A 17290-nucleotide genomic window follows, 5' to 3' on the forward strand; every position below is an offset into this window, starting at 1 on the left:
CATTAGGTGAATGAATATTTTTTAGGGCAGTTCTTGGACTGCCTTTTTACTTGGATTAAAAAAGACTATTTTGTAAGATTTTTTGCGAAGGAGCTAAAATTTTGTAGTGAAGAAAAAAGCACCTTACCTACGGGTATTGTGCTTTTATTTGTATTATTTATCCTTTAATAATTGCCTGCTTTGAAGGATAATTTCCCTATTTTTATTGATGGCTTCCACATTATTTAATTTAATATGATCGTTAAGGTTTTCATGATCTTCCATATATTCAAGTAGTAATTCCACAGACTTATCCAGCAATTTCTCCATCTGGATATCCCTTTCTTTGGCTAAACGAGTGAGTCGCATGTTTAAATGAGAAGCCAGCGTAGTATCAATTGGATCTCTACTTTCACTCATTTATATTCCCCCTTAAACTGTATTACTTCTATTATATGTTGGTAAGCATTGGATGGCAATGCAAATTATTATTGGTCTCTTCTACAATCAAAGGGGGGAGTTAGCCTTGAATGGACAGTTATCAATCTCTGATAGTATAGTTTCCAAAGAAGGCCAATAGTCAGGTTGAAATCAAACCGTGGAGGATCCAAAAGATTCGTTTAAAATAGAAATTCTATAGATAAAAACCACTCTGCTTTTTTAGCGGAGTGGCTAGAATGATATTTTATAAAATGAAATCCTTTAAAATATAAGCCATAAATCCTTAATTTTTACTTTTTGTGATAACAATTGCGGTCGCAAAAATGCGAGAAATTATAGTTATATTCATACTGTTGGCGTTAGGAAACCAAAATTTCAAACTCTATATAAAACCCCCTCAATACTCTCCAACACTCTTCTTACTAATCCGCTCCACAATCTCCATTAAATCATCTGGCCTATGGAATTCAATCGGTGAAACGCCTTTATCGAACTGAATCGTGTCGGCTTCTATCATTAATACATACTTCCCATTAATCTTGCCTAAATGAATGCTATCCCCGAAATCGGCTAGAAGTCCTTTAACGGAGGTACTGCCAAGCTTCATGCGCAGTTCGGCTTCTGGTGTATGTTCGACGATTTGGGCAGTTGCTTCGACGACCTGGTGGGTTTCTAAGCGTTCCTGGATTTCCCGTTTTTCACTTGATTCCCAGATTTCGAGGTCTTGCTCGAATTTCTGCAGTTCGTCGCTGTTTTCTTCGAATTGTGCAGATACATGTTCATGGACCATATGAATGACCTGGTTTTTCATAATTTCTGGCATGGATTCCCCATATTCTACGAACTTAAGGAAATCCTCGAAGTAGCGGGCATGTGAAGCCTGGTGGATTTTCAGTTCACCTTCTTCGACAATTCCTTCTTCGGGCATGAAGGGGTAGGAAGTAGCTGAACTATTGTTATGACTACATTTAAGGCACTGTAAATGTGTAGTGGTCACTAATTAGGTCACATTCCTATAATTTTGTCCAGCTTATCCGAGACTGATTTCTGCATATCGGGCAGGGCATGACTATAAGTATTGAGCGTTGTTTCAATATCTGCATGACCTAATCGTTCTGAAATAAGCTTTACATTTACATTTTGTTGAATCAAGATTGTAGCATGTGTATGTCTAAGGTCATGAAACCGAATTTTTGGTAGTCCTATCTTTTCAGTTAAATTATAGAACTCCTTGCGGAAATTTCTTGGTATCATGGGATTTCCGCTTTTCGTGCAGATAATTAGGTCAAGGTCACGATAGTTTGAGCCAAGTAATAGCTTTTCCTCCCAGATTTGTTTTCTGTGTGTCCTTAACTCGTCCACTAATTTACTGGGGATGTGAATGGAACGGACGCTTGCTTCATTCTTTGCACCAGATTTTATTTCAGCATTTTGTGTTAATGTTTGACGAACAAATATTGTTTGTGTATCAAAATCGACATCTTTCCAACGTAGTCCTAAAATCTCTCCTTGTCTCATTCCTGTAAAGATTGAAATTAGAAATCCGATGTAACAGCGAGTCAATCTATTAATATTAATAGATTCGCTGATGAATTGATTGACTTGTTTGAGCGACCAAATACTCATTTCTCTTTTCTTAATCTTTAGAAGAGTGATTCCATCAGCAGGGTTATGCTTAATTAGTTTCAAAACTTTTGCTTTCTTTAATGAAGTACTAACGATTCGGAAAATTAGATGGATAGTGTGTTCTGAATAGCTCGTTTCGTTTACTAATTCATTGATAAACTTTTGAATTTGTATTGGAGCAATCTGCTGTACCTTTAACTGACCAAGTTTTGGTTTTATGAAATTTCGATAATAGATAGAATGAATTTCAAAAGTAGTCTTTTGTAGTGTATTCTTCCTTTCCTGAAACCAATCCTCCATATAGCTTTCATAAGTCATTTTTGTCAGGTCATGAAACTCGTTTTCTAATACTTCTGCTCTTAGCTTTGTCATTTCTTCTAAAGCATTGCGTTTAGATTCAAAACCTCTTCTTCTAATTTGTTTTCGTTTGCCAGTCATGGGGTCTATACCACTATTAAATATGAAATCCCATTTTCCTGTTTGTTTATTTTTATTGATACTTCCTGTCACAGTAAGAACAACCTCCTTGGAAGTTACTCATTGTCTGTGAAGGTTTCCTTAGTTTTATTTTACCATATTTAAGCAACACGTAGGTAATTTCTGATGTTTAAAGACCAATTCCGTGATAGGGGGATGCTTTTCACCAAAACTTGGATTTCGTTTTCATATTCAATGAGTAGCACTTCCACCCCCACACTCGAAGTGCAATTTGTAATTAGGCTATTAGAGTATTGTTCTCTGGCCTGTTATGCTCCTTTTCTTGACCCTTCCTAGTCAAAGAAGTCCTTCTATTTGCAAGGACTTTTATGAATAGGAGAACTTTTAAATTATATTGGACAACTAGATTTGAGAACATTATATAAGTTTATTACTCCATTTGTAATTAGTTAATTCAAACTCACAATCCCTAAAGTGAGCTTTAGTTTTTTTGAGTTTATTTTCATTAGTGTCAATTACATGACCATAAAAACCTTCTCCTCTAGTTGCAATTTCTGCTACGTAAACAAGTGACTGTTTTAAGGCTAAATGTTTGCCTTTATCATTTGACGTTCTAGTTTGACACCTTTTTGTAATCTTTACCACTGAACCAATTGTTGTATAGTTTTTAATATTACAGACTGTACACATTACTTTTTTCCTCCTTTTAAATATCGATGCTAATTCTCTCTATTTTAACAGATGAAGAATTAGACGACTCTAGAAATTTGGTTTGACATGGGACATTCAAAAATATGCCGGGAAAATTGTAATTTAAGTGTTTGTATTAATATAAAATTATTAGAAAATTTTTTATTTTGTTGAATTTAAGTGGAAATTAATGCTGTAATTAAAGTAAATAAATGTTAATTTAATACAGAGAGGCGTTAAAAAATTATTTTGAAAATATTACTATCGAACTAAATTAAGAGATTGGTGATGCTTAAATGGATTGGGTCAATAACTTTTTAGTAGAACATGATGTACATAAAAAGGTAAAGATTAAAGTAAGAGGATATAGCATGAAATTTTCTGGTAATTTGTATCAATATACAGGCTTGGTAGAATATATGGCAGAAAAAATCCCTGAATTTTTGTATAGTTCCCAAAAAATACAAACTATGGGTGAAAGAAAGGCTTTATTAAATGCAATCAAGTATTTTGGAGAAAAAGACCCAAGCACAGACGGGAAATACGGTGAATTATTTTTATATATGTTGGTTGAAAGTATTTTAAAATGCTCAATGATAGCATATAAACAACGGTCATTGTCTAATTTTAAAGACCAAGTAAAAGGAGGAGATGGGATTTTTCTGGGGAATTATGAATATGAATCAGGTAAATTTGTCTCTGCCTGTCTAATTGGAGAGTCTAAAATTATGACAGGATTCTCAACTGCAATTGATGATGCCTTTGAGTCATTAAACAGATTTCATGATAAGCTCACATCTGGTCAGTTTAATACAGCGGAATTTATGGTAGCTAAAAATCATTTGGCTGATGATAATGAACTTGATATTGATAAATTATATAACTCACTAACACCTGGTACACAAGAATTTTCTAAAAATACATTAGTTCATCCAATTTTTATTATGTATAATACCAATCGGATAAATTCTATTGAGCAACAAGCAATCTGTCAGGAAGAAGCAGAGCAACTAATTAAAGATTACTTTTTAAAACGTGGAAAAGAACATTTTAATGTTATAGATGACAAACTTTATAATTGGCCTCATTTACAAAAGGTGATATTAGATTTTTTCATAATACCAGTAAATGATGTAGAGAAATTTAGAAATGAACTTTATTATCAAATACATGGAGTAAACTTTCCAAAGAAGAAGGATTGAAATTAATGTCTAATATGTATAATCAAGCCTATAATCACATTACTTTAAATAAATGCCTGGATTTGTTGATTAAGAAATACTTTTCTATCCTTTATAAAAAAAGAGATGTAGAAATAGATATGGAGGATATAAAAAAGGCTTCTTGGATTGCTACAATGTTAGCAGATAGTCCTATTAAAGAGCATAAGGAAAAAGCACAAGTATTTGCATCTTTATTATTCATATTAAATAAAGAGGATATTGATATAAATCAAATAAGCTATATTATTTTCTCTAGAGTAGGAAATCTAGTAGCAACAAGGTTTTTAAAAGAAATATTTCAAGATGATACTGAAAAATTCAAGTATAGCTTTAATACCTTTTTAGATATAGAGCTTGGCTATAAAAGACATTCAAATTCAATAATTATTGGAGAGCAAGAAATATTATCTACAGATTTCCAAAAGGAGTTATGGGATTCCCTAAAATTAGAAAAAAACTTGGCAATATCCGCTCCTACATCAAGTGGAAAATCGTTTATAATACAAAGTTATATAAAGAAGAAATTTAAGGAGTTAAATAAATACAATGTTTTGTACATAGTTCCTTCAAAGGCATTAATTAATCAGGTTTTTGATGGTTTTCGTGTAAGTTTAAATCAAGACGTAAATATAAAAACTGCATATATAGAGAAAGAGGAGTTAATTAGTAAGCAAAAAAATATATACATTCTTACACCTGAACGTTGTCTAAAGCTACTAGAAGTTAATGACAATAACTCGTTTTATCCAAACTTAGTATTTGTTGATGAGATACAGAATGTAGAAGATGAACAGGGAAGGGGTGTTCTATTAGAAAGTGTATTATACGAAATATCTAAAAAATGGTCTCAGTCAAAGTACGTGTCGGCAGGTCCTTATATAAAAGATAACAGTTCTTTATTCTATGAACTTTTCGACAAGGAGAGTGAATGTGTGGAGACAACGTTAGCTCCTGTTTTTCAAATAAAGACTCTTATCAACCAAGGTTTCAATGAGAATGTTCTATCATTAACTACAAAATCTTTTTCCAACCATTCAAAAGATATAAAAACTGATATTCATGTAAACCTCAATCTAAAAAATGAATTTAAATTAGGAATGGCGAATTTGTCATCAAAAATTGTGAAGATTTTAGGGAACGAGGGGCAAAGTATTATATATTCACCTAGAGCAGATTTTGCTGAAAAATGGGCTCTCGAGTTGATTAATTATAATAATATTTCTTCTAATAAGAATATAGATTATTTAATTGATTTTTTAGAGGATGAGATACATCCTAAATATTCTTTGATAAATTGTTTGAAATTTGGAATTGCATTTCATCACAGTAAACTACCCGATATTGTAAGAAAGGAAATTGAATATTTATTTGTCAATGGTGATATTTCTTATATTTACTGTACCTCAACCTTGCTACAAGGTGTGAATCTTCCTGCAAATAATTTGTTTATCATTTCCCCAAGAAAACGAAGTGAGCAATTAACCAACTTCGAATTTTGGAATCTAATAGGTAGAGCAGGAAGGATAAAAGACTCACTTGTTGGTAATATCTTTTATATTACTAGAAATCATCAAGAAGAATTGTTAGCAAAGGGGTATTTTAATGATGATAGTTTTCAAAAGGAGGTTATACCTGCTACAAATAGAGCTTTAAGTTCAATTGAATCTTTTATTTATGACTTGAATGCAGAAAAGCTAAAGAAAACGAACACTAATTATTATACTATAACACTTTTGAAACAAAAGTTCTTACGAGATAAAAAAGAATTTATGAGTTATTTGGAAGGGAAAAATATAACCAATCCCTTAACTGTTAGAGCTATTACAAATGGATTAAGTATGAAATTGCAGAATATTGAATTACCAAGTGATATTCTAAATCGTAATCCTACAATAGACCCGAATTTACAGGATAAACTATTCAAAGCTATAAAAAAAGAAGGTATAGAGAACTGGACAATAACATTTAATCAAAACTTTTATAAAAGAATTAAAAAAGAAAATATAGATAATTATCCATTTAATAAACTAAGCTTTTATTGGCAATTAGCCTTAATCTTAGAAAAACTTGAGGGGATTTTTGAGATAAAAAATGAAGCTTATTTTAAAAATAATATTTCATTATCAATTAGGAGTATGGCCTATTTTGGTTATAGATGGTTACAAAATAGGAGTCTTAAAGAAATTATTGATGATGATTTAAACTTCTATTCAAATATTGTTAAGAAGATAGATATTAATGATGATAGTAAAGTTAATCAAAGGATTAATGAAGTAATAAATATACATACAAAGATTGTTACATTTTTATTAGTAAAGTATATTAAGGTTTTAACTGATGTTTTAGAGTATATTATGACGGAAAAGGAAAAAGAAAAATATTCATTTACTTTATCACTTCCCATTATGCTTGAACTAGGAACTACTGAGCCTAAAGTCATTGAATTAATATCTTCGGGTATAAATAGGAGTGTAGCTTTAAAGTTATTTAATGAATTTAAAAAAGATAAGAACTTTCATGAGAAAGATGTCCTGAAATGGGTAGAGGACAATGGTCGAAACATTAATTTGAAACCACTTTATTTAAAATATTTAAGTGAATTAGGTTTTCTAAAATAGGGGTACTTTTCACCATATTTAATGTTTGTTTGATGTGTCATCCTTTTAGCACTTCCACTCTTACAACTGATGTAAAACAAGTACCATGTAAAACTTAAGAGAATCTCTTTACTAATAGTGTTTTTCTTGCTATTAATTTCAAAAAAACTAAAATAGGAACATAAATTGACAGGTCGTATAACACGATTTTAAGAAATTGTTGATAACTAGCATAATACCAATGGACAAGGGTTCAGACGTCCAAGCACGACTCAAAATCGTGTTCCTCACGGAGTGCCGGTTCGACCCCGGCCACCGGTATCAAATGGTCGAAAACCCAATTAAGTCAATGCTTTGAGCAATCAGAGTATTGGCTTTTTTGTTGTTTAAAGGACTAAAGTGGGTTACGAATCGTGTGGACAACAACTTCGATTATTAAATGCCTTTAAGAATTTAAATATCTTAAAGGGAGTGTTATTGTAAATGGCTAAGATTCGATTACAAAGAGGAAAATATGAGAAATCGGTTAAAGAGTTATATGACGATTTTCAGTTAGAAAATAAGGTGAAGAACTTATCAGAAATGACGATTCGTTTCTATGAGCAAAACCTAATTCATTTTCTTCGCTATTTAGAGGGAATAGGTATTAGCAATGTAGGCAAAATCGAAAAAAAGATTGTTGATAGATTTATTTTGTTTTTAAAGAAAAGGGAACTAAAGGCAACAACGATTAACACCTATATGAGGGCTACAAGAGCATTTCTTTATTTTGCTATGAAAGAGGGATTTCTTAGTCAATTTGATATTAGTCTTATTAAAGCAGATAAAGAACAAAAAGAACCTTATACAGAAGAAGAGATAATGAAATTGATTAAGAAGCCTGAAATAAGAGAATGTGGCTTTGTAGAGCATAGAAATTGGGTGTTAGTAAATTACCTATTGGAAACAGGAAACAGGTTAAACACTATTCTTAGTTTAAAAGTAGAAGACCTTGATTTGGAAAATGGTATGGTGGTTCTGACAACGACAAAGAACAGAAAGGCTCAATTCAATCCACTCAGTGAGTACATCATTAAAATATTAACTGAATATCTTCGGATGTACAGATTCAAAAAGGATGATTTTCTATTTATCAATGAATTAGGAGAACAGATGACAAGGAACTCTATGCAACATGCTATTGCTCGTTATAATAAACGTAGAGGAGTTATTAAAACATCCATACATGCTTTTAGACATACTTTTGCAAAACATTATGTAACGAGCGGTGGAGATGCCTTTAAACTTCAACGATTGCTTGGTCACTCTACATTGGATGTTACATTAAACTATGTTAATTTGTACTCTGAGGATTTGAAAAATGGATATGAAAAGCATAGTATATTGGCCAAGTATTCAGAAAGTCCAAGAAAGAAGAGAGGACGAAGAGTTTAAGGATTCCCCTTTCTACAAAAGAAAGTTGAAAAGAATTATTTTCCAACATTAAGATGCAAAGAAACACACCTACTATAAAATGGGTGTGTTTCTTGATGGGGGGGGTGCTTATCACCAAAACAATGGTTTCGTTTTCTGATTCAATGAGTAGCACTTCCACTCCCACACTCGAAGTGCTATTTGTAATGAGATAAGCAAATTAAAAGTTTTGTTCTCTAGCCTGTGAACTCCATTCCAACGCACTTTCCTTGATTACAATTTTAAATATGAAATACTAAAGCCCCTCCTAATGTGGAAGGGCTTTTACTATATATGATTCTAATTAAAAAAGGATTTTGAGCGGGCAGATAAGTATAATCTCTTATATCCGCTCAAAAACCAAACGAAAAACAGTAACAGAAGTATGCATTGAAGTTCAATACTATTTTAGATATTTGCTAGGAACTATTGTTTAGTAATATCAAAACTCTCATTTTATATTTTTTACCTATATTTAAGATATGTAGTTGACATTAGTTGGAATAAATGGTATTATAATATATAACCCTTCTATTTTCTTATGTGTATAGATATCCCACCTTAATTCAATTATAAATGAAAACAAGGTCTTTTGTCAACAGATTTGAAAAAAGAAGAAAAATATTTTTAGGAGGAATTTTAATGAGTGAAGAGTATTTTTGTAAAGAGTGCAATCATTATGTTAGTGAAGACGAATATTACCATCAAGGAAGGGTGTGCAAAAAATGCAGAAGTAAAAAGGATAAGGAGAAAATTGAAAATCTAAGTGACGTTGAATTTGCAGAGTATTTATTACATAGGTCCTGTATAAGGGTATTAGAGAGAGTGAGAAGTGATAAAAAAGAAGCATATAAAGGAGTTAAGTGTGACTGGGAAAAGCCTATAAAAATGAAGGAAGCCTTAATGAATAATATAGAGTTTTGGAGTAAATGGGCAGAACTAAGCAAGATATACAATGAAGGTGGGAGATTATCAAACTCACGACCAACAATTGACCGTATAGAATCAAATGTTGAAAAAGGAGGTCACTATACAATGGAGAATATACAAGTATTATCTCATGGAGAAAATTCATTCAAAGCTAATTCTATAAAGTGCAAAGTGATATTTATAAAGGATTTAAAGGTTGTAAGAATAACAGATTACGAATCTACGAAAGATGTTATGAAAGAATTGAAGATTCCTGGATACAATATTATAAATCTCTTTAAGGATAGTGGGAAGATACATAGCATAGGTAATGGATATTCAATTCTTCTACAAACTGTTAATGGAGCATTAAGAGAACAGGATTCTCCACTTTATAAAGCAGTTTATACTAAGCAAAAAATACTTGTAGATTATGTTACTGGAAAGGAATACATAGTAAGTAGTAAGCAATCTAGCTTTAATAGTTTTGGTATCTGGTTTGATGAAAGCCAAGCAATTACAGGATGAAAATAATACTGTAACTTAATTAAGAATGAGTAAAATTAACTGAAAGTTGAAGGGGTTTTCCTAAACATAAACTTTGAAAAAAACACGAGTATAGTAAGAACGAAATACATAACATAATTCAATAGTTACATCATGGAACTACCTCTTTAATCTTTTTAAGAGAAAAGAGGAACATCGTGATTAATAAAGAAGAGGAAATAATAAAAAAAATAAACGAGCTGTTTATTATGGCAAGGTATCAGTATTTAATTTTAGATAAAGAGGGTAATTACCATAATTTTAACAGTTATAAAAATGCAAAGGTATATCAACTAACTGATTATGTAGTTCAAAGGCATTTAGATGGAAAAGCAACATTAGGTGTTTTTTCTTCCGCTAATCAAACAAAGTTTATATGTTTTGATGTAGATGTCAAAGACCAAATTAAAGCTAAGTGGACTGTTTATAGATTAGTTAATGCACTAAAGGAACTAGGCATACATGAAGAATATATACATATTTCTACAAGTGGCAATAAAGGTTATCATGTGGAATTATATTTTAATAGTCCAATAAATAATGAATCGGCTTATGAGTTGTATCTTTTGACCATGAATAAATCGGAGTTGTCTAGTATTGATTATGGAGAGGTAGAATACAGACCTAACGCAATGAAACAAGGAGTAAAGCTGCCGTTAGGCATTAACTTTAAAAATCGCAAACGACGTTGTTGGTATGTAGATTATCACAAGGGTTTAAAGCCTATTCGAAATAAGCGGTATATTCTAAAGGTTAAACAAATAGATGTTGGGATTATTTTTAACATATTAGAGCGGGAAGTGGATGCTTTTGAGGAAAAAGAAGTAATAGAGGTAGAAGAAGTAAGAGGATTCATTGAAAGTAAGTATACACCGTTGAAAATATATAAGGAAAATATAGATGAACAGGAAACAATTGAAGCAATCGAAAAATTGTTACATACAGGGTTAACATTTACAGGTATGAGGCATAATTCAATTTTTAAATTAGCAAAATATTTTCGTTATCAATGCTATACGGAGGAAGAATGTTACAATGAATTGGTTGAATGGATGGGCGAACAAGATTCTAGGTGTTATACAACTAGTTGGGTAGATTGTATTAAAGACATTCAGTTAATTGTCAAGTACATATATGAAAACGAAGTTAGCTTAACCATAGAAGATAAGGATTTATTTGTCACATACAAAGAAATGAAACAAATAATAAAATTAAAAAGTAAAAATGAAAAGTTATTAGCTTATTGCTTACTCCTTCATAGTAAAAGGTATGCTAGGAAGAACGGTCATTTTTATATGGTATATAGGCAAATGAGCGAAGCAAGCGGTTTAACGGAGAAAACTCCAAGAAATTTGATTAATAAACTAGAGGAACATGGAATTGTTGAAATCATTGAACGTAATCGTCAAGTACGAGATGAGAATGGAAAGGTTATTAAGAAGGAGAAAAAACCTAACATTTATAAAATGAATATTGCGAGTGATATAGAAGATTCTTCTTTCAAGGTAGTATACAGTGGTTTAAACTATTCAGATTCATTTAATTCTTGTATCCTACACTTCTTCGATAGGGAGACTTTACAGAGAATACTACCTAGAAGACAATATGAGAGTGTTGTAAAGCAAATTAGTTAATATGTCATTGCTTACGCAACCATATATATTAATAATCTATTATAGGTAAAAACGTACAAGTGGAATCTTTGATTAGCTTTAAGTATAAGATTAAATAAAACACAAAACCTCGTATGGGTTAAACGTAATGCTAATCAAGGATTACACAAGCATATACTACATAAATGAGAGGGCATATTTCCAGGTACTTACTACTCTTCACGATAGGGAAGTTACTATTGGTTTAAGGTCATTTCACTATATATTTCATATGAGTTTCTTCTAGAATCATTGGTGTTATTGCTTGGTAATATTGCACTAGTGCTTCTATTTAATATATATCATTGCGTACGCAACCATATATATTAAATAACCTATTATAGGTAAAAACGTACAATCTATGTAAAAAAAGATATTATCAAGCAGTTTTCTATTATGAGCAGGGTTGGTCTGTCGAAATTAAGCTTATTATACACAAGGAGGATAATATAATGAAAGATTAAAAATTGAGTGATAGCCTAATTGAAGATAAAAAGCAGGAGATATTAGATTTTTTTAAAAGAAATTATCCAGTTACTTATGTAAGTGGACCTGCTAAAAAATATCAAACGAGATATGTTTTTTCAATAGATATAAAAGCTTGTACAAAAAGTATCAGTAATAAACCGACCGACTTAGTTATCCTATTTATTAATTGTATCTCAAATTACATTTTTCTATGACAGGGAGTATGAAATATGCTGGATTACAAAGCTATAATTACTTGTACAAAATGCAGAAATCTTGAAGGTTATTCTGAGAGGATGTTACCCATAGTAGCATTTGGAAATGCTAAAGCACCTTTTTTAATGCTTAGTCTTAATCCCTCATATAATGAGTATTCTAAAACTCCTCCTCCACTGAGTAGTTTGCCTAAAGGAATGTATAGAGACAAAATGAGTGATATGGAAATTCAACAAACATTAAATGAACAGGGAACGTACTTTGGTCGAGATTATTACAAGAAATGGTTTGATGTAGCGGAAAGTTTTTTAAATAAGCTAGTATCTAATAAGTATGGAGAACTATCCTTCGGTATCGGTAAAAACCAATCAAATACAACCAATGTAGATATTTGTAAATGTGCAACTACTACAAAATGGAGTCAATTAGAAAATGAATCAAAAAAGAGATATGTTTCTAATTGTCTGCCATTTTTAATGGAGCAAATTTTTGATGGCCAGGTAGAAGGAATTATTATTAATGGAGCAGGTATTTATAGAGAATTAAAAAAAATGTTCAAAAGTGAACAATTTCTTCTGCAGGCAAAAGTAACGTTTTTACAGGATTTGAGTATTCCTATAAATGAATCTACTAAAAAATGTGAAGTGTTTCGAGGGTTGATTGAAAAAGTAGATGGTCGAAAGATATTATTATTTGGAACTAGTCAACGAATTTCTAGTGACCATTACGGACAATTCGGAAATGACAATGACCGCTGTCGTGTTTCTAAGTATATACAGGATTTTATTGATACAATAAATATTTAATATTCAAATAAAGCACTTGTTAGATACAAGTGCTTTACTAACTATTTATTATTTTCTTTCTGATTTTAATACAATAAAGATTTCTTCTTCTTGATAATCGAAAACTTCTATTAATTGTTTTAAGATTTGTAAAAGGGTTTTTGTATTAGTGTTCCCCTCTATATAAGCTCCATGAAAAATCTCTATAGGTTTTCTTAGGTCAATTTGATTAAAACTAATATTATTTGTTAATAGGTTATTATACTGTGAACGTGATTGAATAATTTTTCTCATTTTGACTGAATCGTGGTCATTCAGTACATTTATAATACTTACAGAAAAATCTCTCCAAGAATCCACTTCAAATTTCTTATCTCCTAAGAGATATGCTTCAATCTTTTCACCTGTAAAATCTTTAAATTCATCTATAATAGGATAAATTAACTCGTTATCAATTTTTCTTTCGTATTTTATATTAGGATATTCCCATATCTCTTCAGCAATAATACTTAGATTTTCGGCTCGATTAAGAATTTCTTTTTCTCCCCAAGAATTAATGGTTCTTAGGTATTTATTTAACATTAGCTTGCTGTCATCGAATCCATTATTCATTTCCTTTTTTTCCTTAAACGTTCGATTACTCAATGAAGAATTATATGCTGTTAGTGTTAGGTTACCTATAGTATGAAGATATTTATCGTGAATTTCTTGATAATGTATACCTAACTCATCAATCCATTGAGGAGTGAGTTTTCTAGGCATAATGTGTTCGATGTTAATTGTGTTTTCAGAAATAAGTTCCTCAACTTTAACCTTTTCTTTGTGTCCATAATTTTCTAATCTCTCAAACAGATAGGTCTTGTTTTTAGCCTTAAAATTATAAACATCTCTATTTTTAAATGCTTCTTTAAATTCTACATCATTTGGAAACCTTTGATTGCCCTCTTTTTTTATTAAGAGGTACTGAAATATAGAGAAATAGTTTTTTGTATAATCATCAAAGCGTTTAATTTCTCTTCCTAGTGACATAAATGTCTTATTGAGCGTATTGGTTGGTATACTACAAATTAGACGTCTAAAGACATAACTCTCAATATTACCTAAAACAACCACAAGTTCCTCTTCATTTATAAGTCCACTTGAAAAATCATCATACAATTCGAGCAAGAATGGATAGACTGTGTAGTTTTCTAAGTTATTAAGCCTTCTCATAACTAGGTTAAACTTTTCATTCGAGGAATTTGCATTAATTATATAATTGTAATATTTCGAAAATGTTAGCAACTCACTTAGTAGTTCTACTAAATCAATGTTCTTTACTGATACATATCTCTTAAATTCCTTAAACAATTTATTAATATTAGGGATTTTACGTTCTTTTAATGTTAAATAGTGTCTAATGAATGAACTAACATCATAATTCGTATTTTTTTCTATATTATTCCAATATTTATTGTATAGAAATTCTTGTTGTGAAATTGCCTTCTTCATAAGTATAAAATTTCGAACTTTATCAGCTTCTGTCAAATCTAGACCTGTTGAGTTCAAGCTCTCAAAAATTAATTGAGGGTCATCATTTGGTTGTAATTCAATCTCAACAATCATTAGATGTTCAATTGCTCTAAACAGATTATCAATTGTGATTTCTTGTTTCAATATTCTATTATAAAAGTAGCGATAATTTTCAGTAATATTGGAGTCCTCAATTACTTGTAAAGATGAATCAAAAAGTTTTATGAAAGCTTGTTGGTCATCCTTAATAGGTTTTAATCTAATCTTTTTTTCTTTCTCATTAGACCACTTATTAATAAGATAAACTTCCATAATCTTTTCGGCTAAGTTAGGAGACTCGAAATGGACGCTCTCTTGAATAATCACGTTATGTATTGCAAGCAATAACAAAGTTACAGTAGTCAACCTTTGCTGACCGTCTATAATAAGAAATTCAGTATTAGTAGAGCGTCCGTATTGGTTATATAAATGTACAACAGAACCAAGAAAATGTGTTCTGTAGTCATCATTTACAATAGAAATTAAATCGTTGTACAACTGTTCACATTGTTCTTTCTTCCATTCATAGTTTCTTTGATATACAGGTATAACAAAGTTTTTATTAGCACCATCTAGAAACCTAATTAGAAACTCTTCTTGGGCTTTCATCTGTACCTCCATGAATAAATATTATTATAATTTTTTTACAGGTTTATAGTTTGAATTTTTTTTACTAGGAAACATAAGAGGATTATAACACGGCCTAGAGTTGTTCCATAATAGAAATAATACTTCATTGGAAAGGAAACAACGGATATAATCCACTAACAACCCTTTTTATAAGACATTTGTTCGAAGCTTATTAAACTCTAAACAGTGAAATGAATCTAATTTTATTCGAGAAATCGTTAAAGAGGTAATACTTATTATTATTATTATTATTATTGTTTTTGGGAAGTAATGTAAATGTTTAAATAGATAAAAGAGAGGTTTTATCTATCTAAATGATGAGTTTTTACACATAGAAGTGTTATACATCCCCAATTTGTTAAGTCTTAAAACCGTGTGAAAAGGGTTAATATAAAGTCAATAGAGGGGTTTTAACGTACGATTTCATACGTTGCATAAGCGATGAATAATAGATTTTGTGTTTATAAACTGTATAGCCACAATGCTAAGTATAGATGAATTGTCTTTATCTATTTTCTGAAGAAAATAATCAGATTTCATTATAATCCCTACTAAAGTAATATATGATAAAATTGTAGGGTTATTTTTTATGAGTTAAAGGATGATATTGAATCACAAATTGAATCTATATTAGAAACAGAGATTAATTTTGTTGATGACGAAAATTTAGATGAAATAAGCTATCATTATAGAAATTTTTGGGGGATATAATATGAATATATTTGAAGCACTAACTATGGGGAAAGGTAAAATAAATGAAGAAACCTTGAGTTCTATACTAGCATATTTTCTCGACCCTACAGAGTCACATGGGCTTGGATATGCCTTTTTAGATGAATTTTTGTTGAAGGTACTTAGCCCAAAGGATTATAGAGAAGTAATGCCAAGAATTGAATTAGTTGAAGTTCTACTTGAACAAAAATATGAAGTCGAGGATAATGAACGCTGGATTGATATAGAAGTAAGCTTATTTTCACGTAAAGAAAAAGCTGAGTTTAAGGAAGAGATTAGGATTTGCATTGAAAACAAGGTAAGAAAAGAATCTGCTGATATTAATCAGATTAAAGAGGAGTTTGAAGGAGTAAAGCAGAAGTTGGATGGGACAGGTTCGAAAATTGTCATGGTCTTTCTAACGCCCGATGAAGAGAACCAAGCATTAAATAGTCAATATAATTCTCTTGAAATGATTGAGGAATATCATGAACAGTTCTATAAGAAGAGGATAGTATGGGCAGAGAAGAAACAAATAAAAAATGGACCTGAAAACTCCCTGCATGGTTATTCAATAGTATCTATGTTCAATCAAACTTTAAGTAATGAGTGGAAAAATGGACCGTTTCATGAATACACGAAACATACAATGCGTGCATTTAATAAACATATTTTACTAAGAATGGGAGCATACATTGTTGGAAATGATGAAGTGCATAACTATGATGATATTATAACCGAAATATCAATAGGTGAAACAAAATACAGAATAACAGCCTTAAAAAGAGGGGGCATAAAATTATCACAAAAAACAACGCTAGATTTAATATATGAGGAGATAAAAGAGAACAAACAAGTAAGACAAATTTTTAAGAAAATTATTGAAGAGAGTAATATAACTATTAAAGATGTGGATAAAGCTAGTAATGAGAGGTTAGGAAGAAAGATAATAGAGAAATTTGGTGGAGAAACACTACTTGAAAGAATTGAAAAATTAATCTAATAATGTAAGGAATTTAGAAAAATATATAAACTTGCATAAGGCACTCACATTCCATATGAGGTTTTTCAATGTGTAAAATTCGATTTTTATCTATGAAAATGCTGTTTATTAACAGTATGTTTACGTGCATTTATTATGATAAAATTAAAATACACTTTTTTTTATATATTCAGTGAAATTATGTTTTTAGGGAATATCCTTAAAAAGGACACTCCAGAGAGTGTCTTTTTTGTTACTTTTATCGTTTTCCTGTTTTCAGCTGATTGAAGAAGAAAAGAACTTGTATCCTAATAGTTTACTTTCTGTTATTAAAATAAAGCTGTACCATCTTTTTAAAGAATAGTTTAGGGGATTGACTTATTAATATTAAATC

At 30.6% G+C, this 17290-nt stretch carries 11 protein-coding genes and 1 pseudogene; 7 read left to right on the forward strand and 5 right to left on the reverse strand.

Annotated elements, in window-relative coordinates; genetic code table 11:
• Positions 1 to 153: 153 nt before the first annotated feature.
• The 4 genes and pseudogenes from AC503W_RS09445 to AC503W_RS09460 form a co-directional block, all read right to left on the reverse strand.
• Entirely contained in the window at positions 154 to 399 is a 246-nt protein-coding gene (locus AC503W_RS09445; RefSeq protein WP_402872779.1) for a hypothetical protein, read from the reverse strand.
• A 418-nt stretch (positions 400 to 817) separates the two neighbouring features.
• Positions 818 to 1375, reverse strand: a pseudogene (locus tag AC503W_RS09450) (DUF3900 domain-containing protein); the annotation flags it as partial.
• Between the two features lie 50 nt (positions 1376 to 1425).
• Positions 1426 to 2556 carry a site-specific integrase gene (locus tag AC503W_RS09455; protein WP_494917016.1) on the reverse strand — a complete coding sequence of 377 codons (1131 nt, stop codon included), beginning with the start codon at positions 2554 to 2556 and terminating at the stop codon, positions 1426 to 1428.
• Between the two features lie 345 nt (positions 2557 to 2901).
• Positions 2902 to 3174: a hypothetical protein gene (locus AC503W_RS09460; RefSeq protein WP_494917018.1), complete on the reverse strand. Its 273-nt coding sequence runs from the start codon at positions 3172 to 3174 to the stop codon at positions 2902 to 2904.
• Positions 3175 to 3470: 296 nt separating this feature from the next.
• On the opposite strand from AC503W_RS09460, the gene AC503W_RS09465 reads away from it, so the two are divergent.
• The 6 genes from AC503W_RS09465 (at position 3471) to AC503W_RS09490 (ending at position 13043) form a co-directional block, all read left to right on the forward strand.
• Complete coding sequence (locus AC503W_RS09465; RefSeq protein ID WP_494917020.1) at positions 3471 to 4376, forward strand: HamA C-terminal domain-containing protein; 906 nt, start codon at positions 3471 to 3473, stop codon at positions 4374 to 4376.
• 5 nt (positions 4377 to 4381) lie between these two features.
• Positions 4382 to 7015 (forward strand): DEAD/DEAH box helicase, encoded by a 2634-nt coding sequence (locus tag AC503W_RS09470; RefSeq protein WP_494917022.1) that lies wholly within the window; start codon positions 4382 to 4384, stop codon positions 7013 to 7015.
• A 462-nt stretch (positions 7016 to 7477) separates the two neighbouring features.
• Positions 7478 to 8428 carry a tyrosine-type recombinase/integrase gene (locus AC503W_RS09475; RefSeq protein WP_494917024.1) on the forward strand — a complete coding sequence of 317 codons (951 nt, stop codon included), beginning with the start codon at positions 7478 to 7480 and terminating at the stop codon, positions 8426 to 8428.
• 660 nt (positions 8429 to 9088) lie between these two features.
• A complete protein-coding gene (locus AC503W_RS09480; protein WP_494917026.1) occupies positions 9089 to 9883 on the forward strand; it encodes a hypothetical protein in 795 nt (264 codons plus the stop codon).
• 176 nt (positions 9884 to 10059) lie between these two features.
• Positions 10060 to 11535 carry a TOTE conflict system archaeo-eukaryotic primase domain-containing protein gene (locus tag AC503W_RS09485; RefSeq protein WP_494917028.1) on the forward strand — a complete coding sequence of 492 codons (1476 nt, stop codon included), beginning with the start codon at positions 10060 to 10062 and terminating at the stop codon, positions 11533 to 11535.
• A gap of 716 nt (positions 11536 to 12251) precedes the next feature.
• Positions 12252 to 13043, forward strand: a complete 792-nt coding sequence (locus tag AC503W_RS09490; RefSeq protein ID WP_494917030.1) for a hypothetical protein — start codon at positions 12252 to 12254, stop codon at positions 13041 to 13043.
• 48 nt (positions 13044 to 13091) lie between these two features.
• On the opposite strand, the gene AC503W_RS09495 is transcribed toward AC503W_RS09490, so the two are convergent.
• Complete coding sequence (locus AC503W_RS09495) at positions 13092 to 15182, reverse strand: DUF262 domain-containing protein (protein ID WP_494917032.1); 2091 nt, start codon at positions 15180 to 15182, stop codon at positions 13092 to 13094.
• A 733-nt stretch (positions 15183 to 15915) separates the two neighbouring features.
• Between AC503W_RS09495 and AC503W_RS09500 the strand changes: the two genes are divergently transcribed.
• Positions 15916 to 16917, forward strand: a complete 1002-nt coding sequence (locus AC503W_RS09500; RefSeq protein ID WP_494917035.1) for a PD-(D/E)XK nuclease family protein — start codon at positions 15916 to 15918, stop codon at positions 16915 to 16917.
• The last annotated feature ends 373 nt before the right edge of the window (positions 16918 to 17290 follow it).

It is taken from the genome of Peribacillus suis (genome assembly GCF_059384845.1).

What these genes read in the sequence shown, in the direction of transcription:
- AC503W_RS09470 (WP_494917022.1), top strand. Translation starts at nt 4,382, where the DNA reads ATGTCTAATATGTATAATCAAGCCTATAATCACATTACTTTAAATAAA.
- AC503W_RS09480 (WP_494917026.1), top strand. Translation starts at nt 9,089, where the DNA reads ATGAGTGAAGAGTATTTTTGTAAAGAGTGCAATCATTATGTTAGTGAA.
- AC503W_RS09495 (WP_494917032.1), bottom strand. Translation starts at nt 15,182, where the DNA reads ATGAAAGCCCAAGAAGAGTTTCTAATTAGGTTTCTAGATGGTGCTAAT.
- AC503W_RS09460 (WP_494917018.1), bottom strand. Translation starts at nt 3,174, where the DNA reads ATGTGTACAGTCTGTAATATTAAAAACTATACAACAATTGGTTCAGTG.
- AC503W_RS09490 (WP_494917030.1), top strand. Translation starts at nt 12,252, where the DNA reads ATGCTGGATTACAAAGCTATAATTACTTGTACAAAATGCAGAAATCTT.
- AC503W_RS09445 (WP_402872779.1), bottom strand. Translation starts at nt 399, where the DNA reads ATGAGTGAAAGTAGAGATCCAATTGATACTACGCTGGCTTCTCATTTA.
- AC503W_RS09475 (WP_494917024.1), top strand. Translation starts at nt 7,478, where the DNA reads ATGGCTAAGATTCGATTACAAAGAGGAAAATATGAGAAATCGGTTAAA.
- AC503W_RS09465 (WP_494917020.1), top strand. Translation starts at nt 3,471, where the DNA reads ATGGATTGGGTCAATAACTTTTTAGTAGAACATGATGTACATAAAAAG.
- AC503W_RS09500 (WP_494917035.1), top strand. Translation starts at nt 15,916, where the DNA reads ATGAATATATTTGAAGCACTAACTATGGGGAAAGGTAAAATAAATGAA.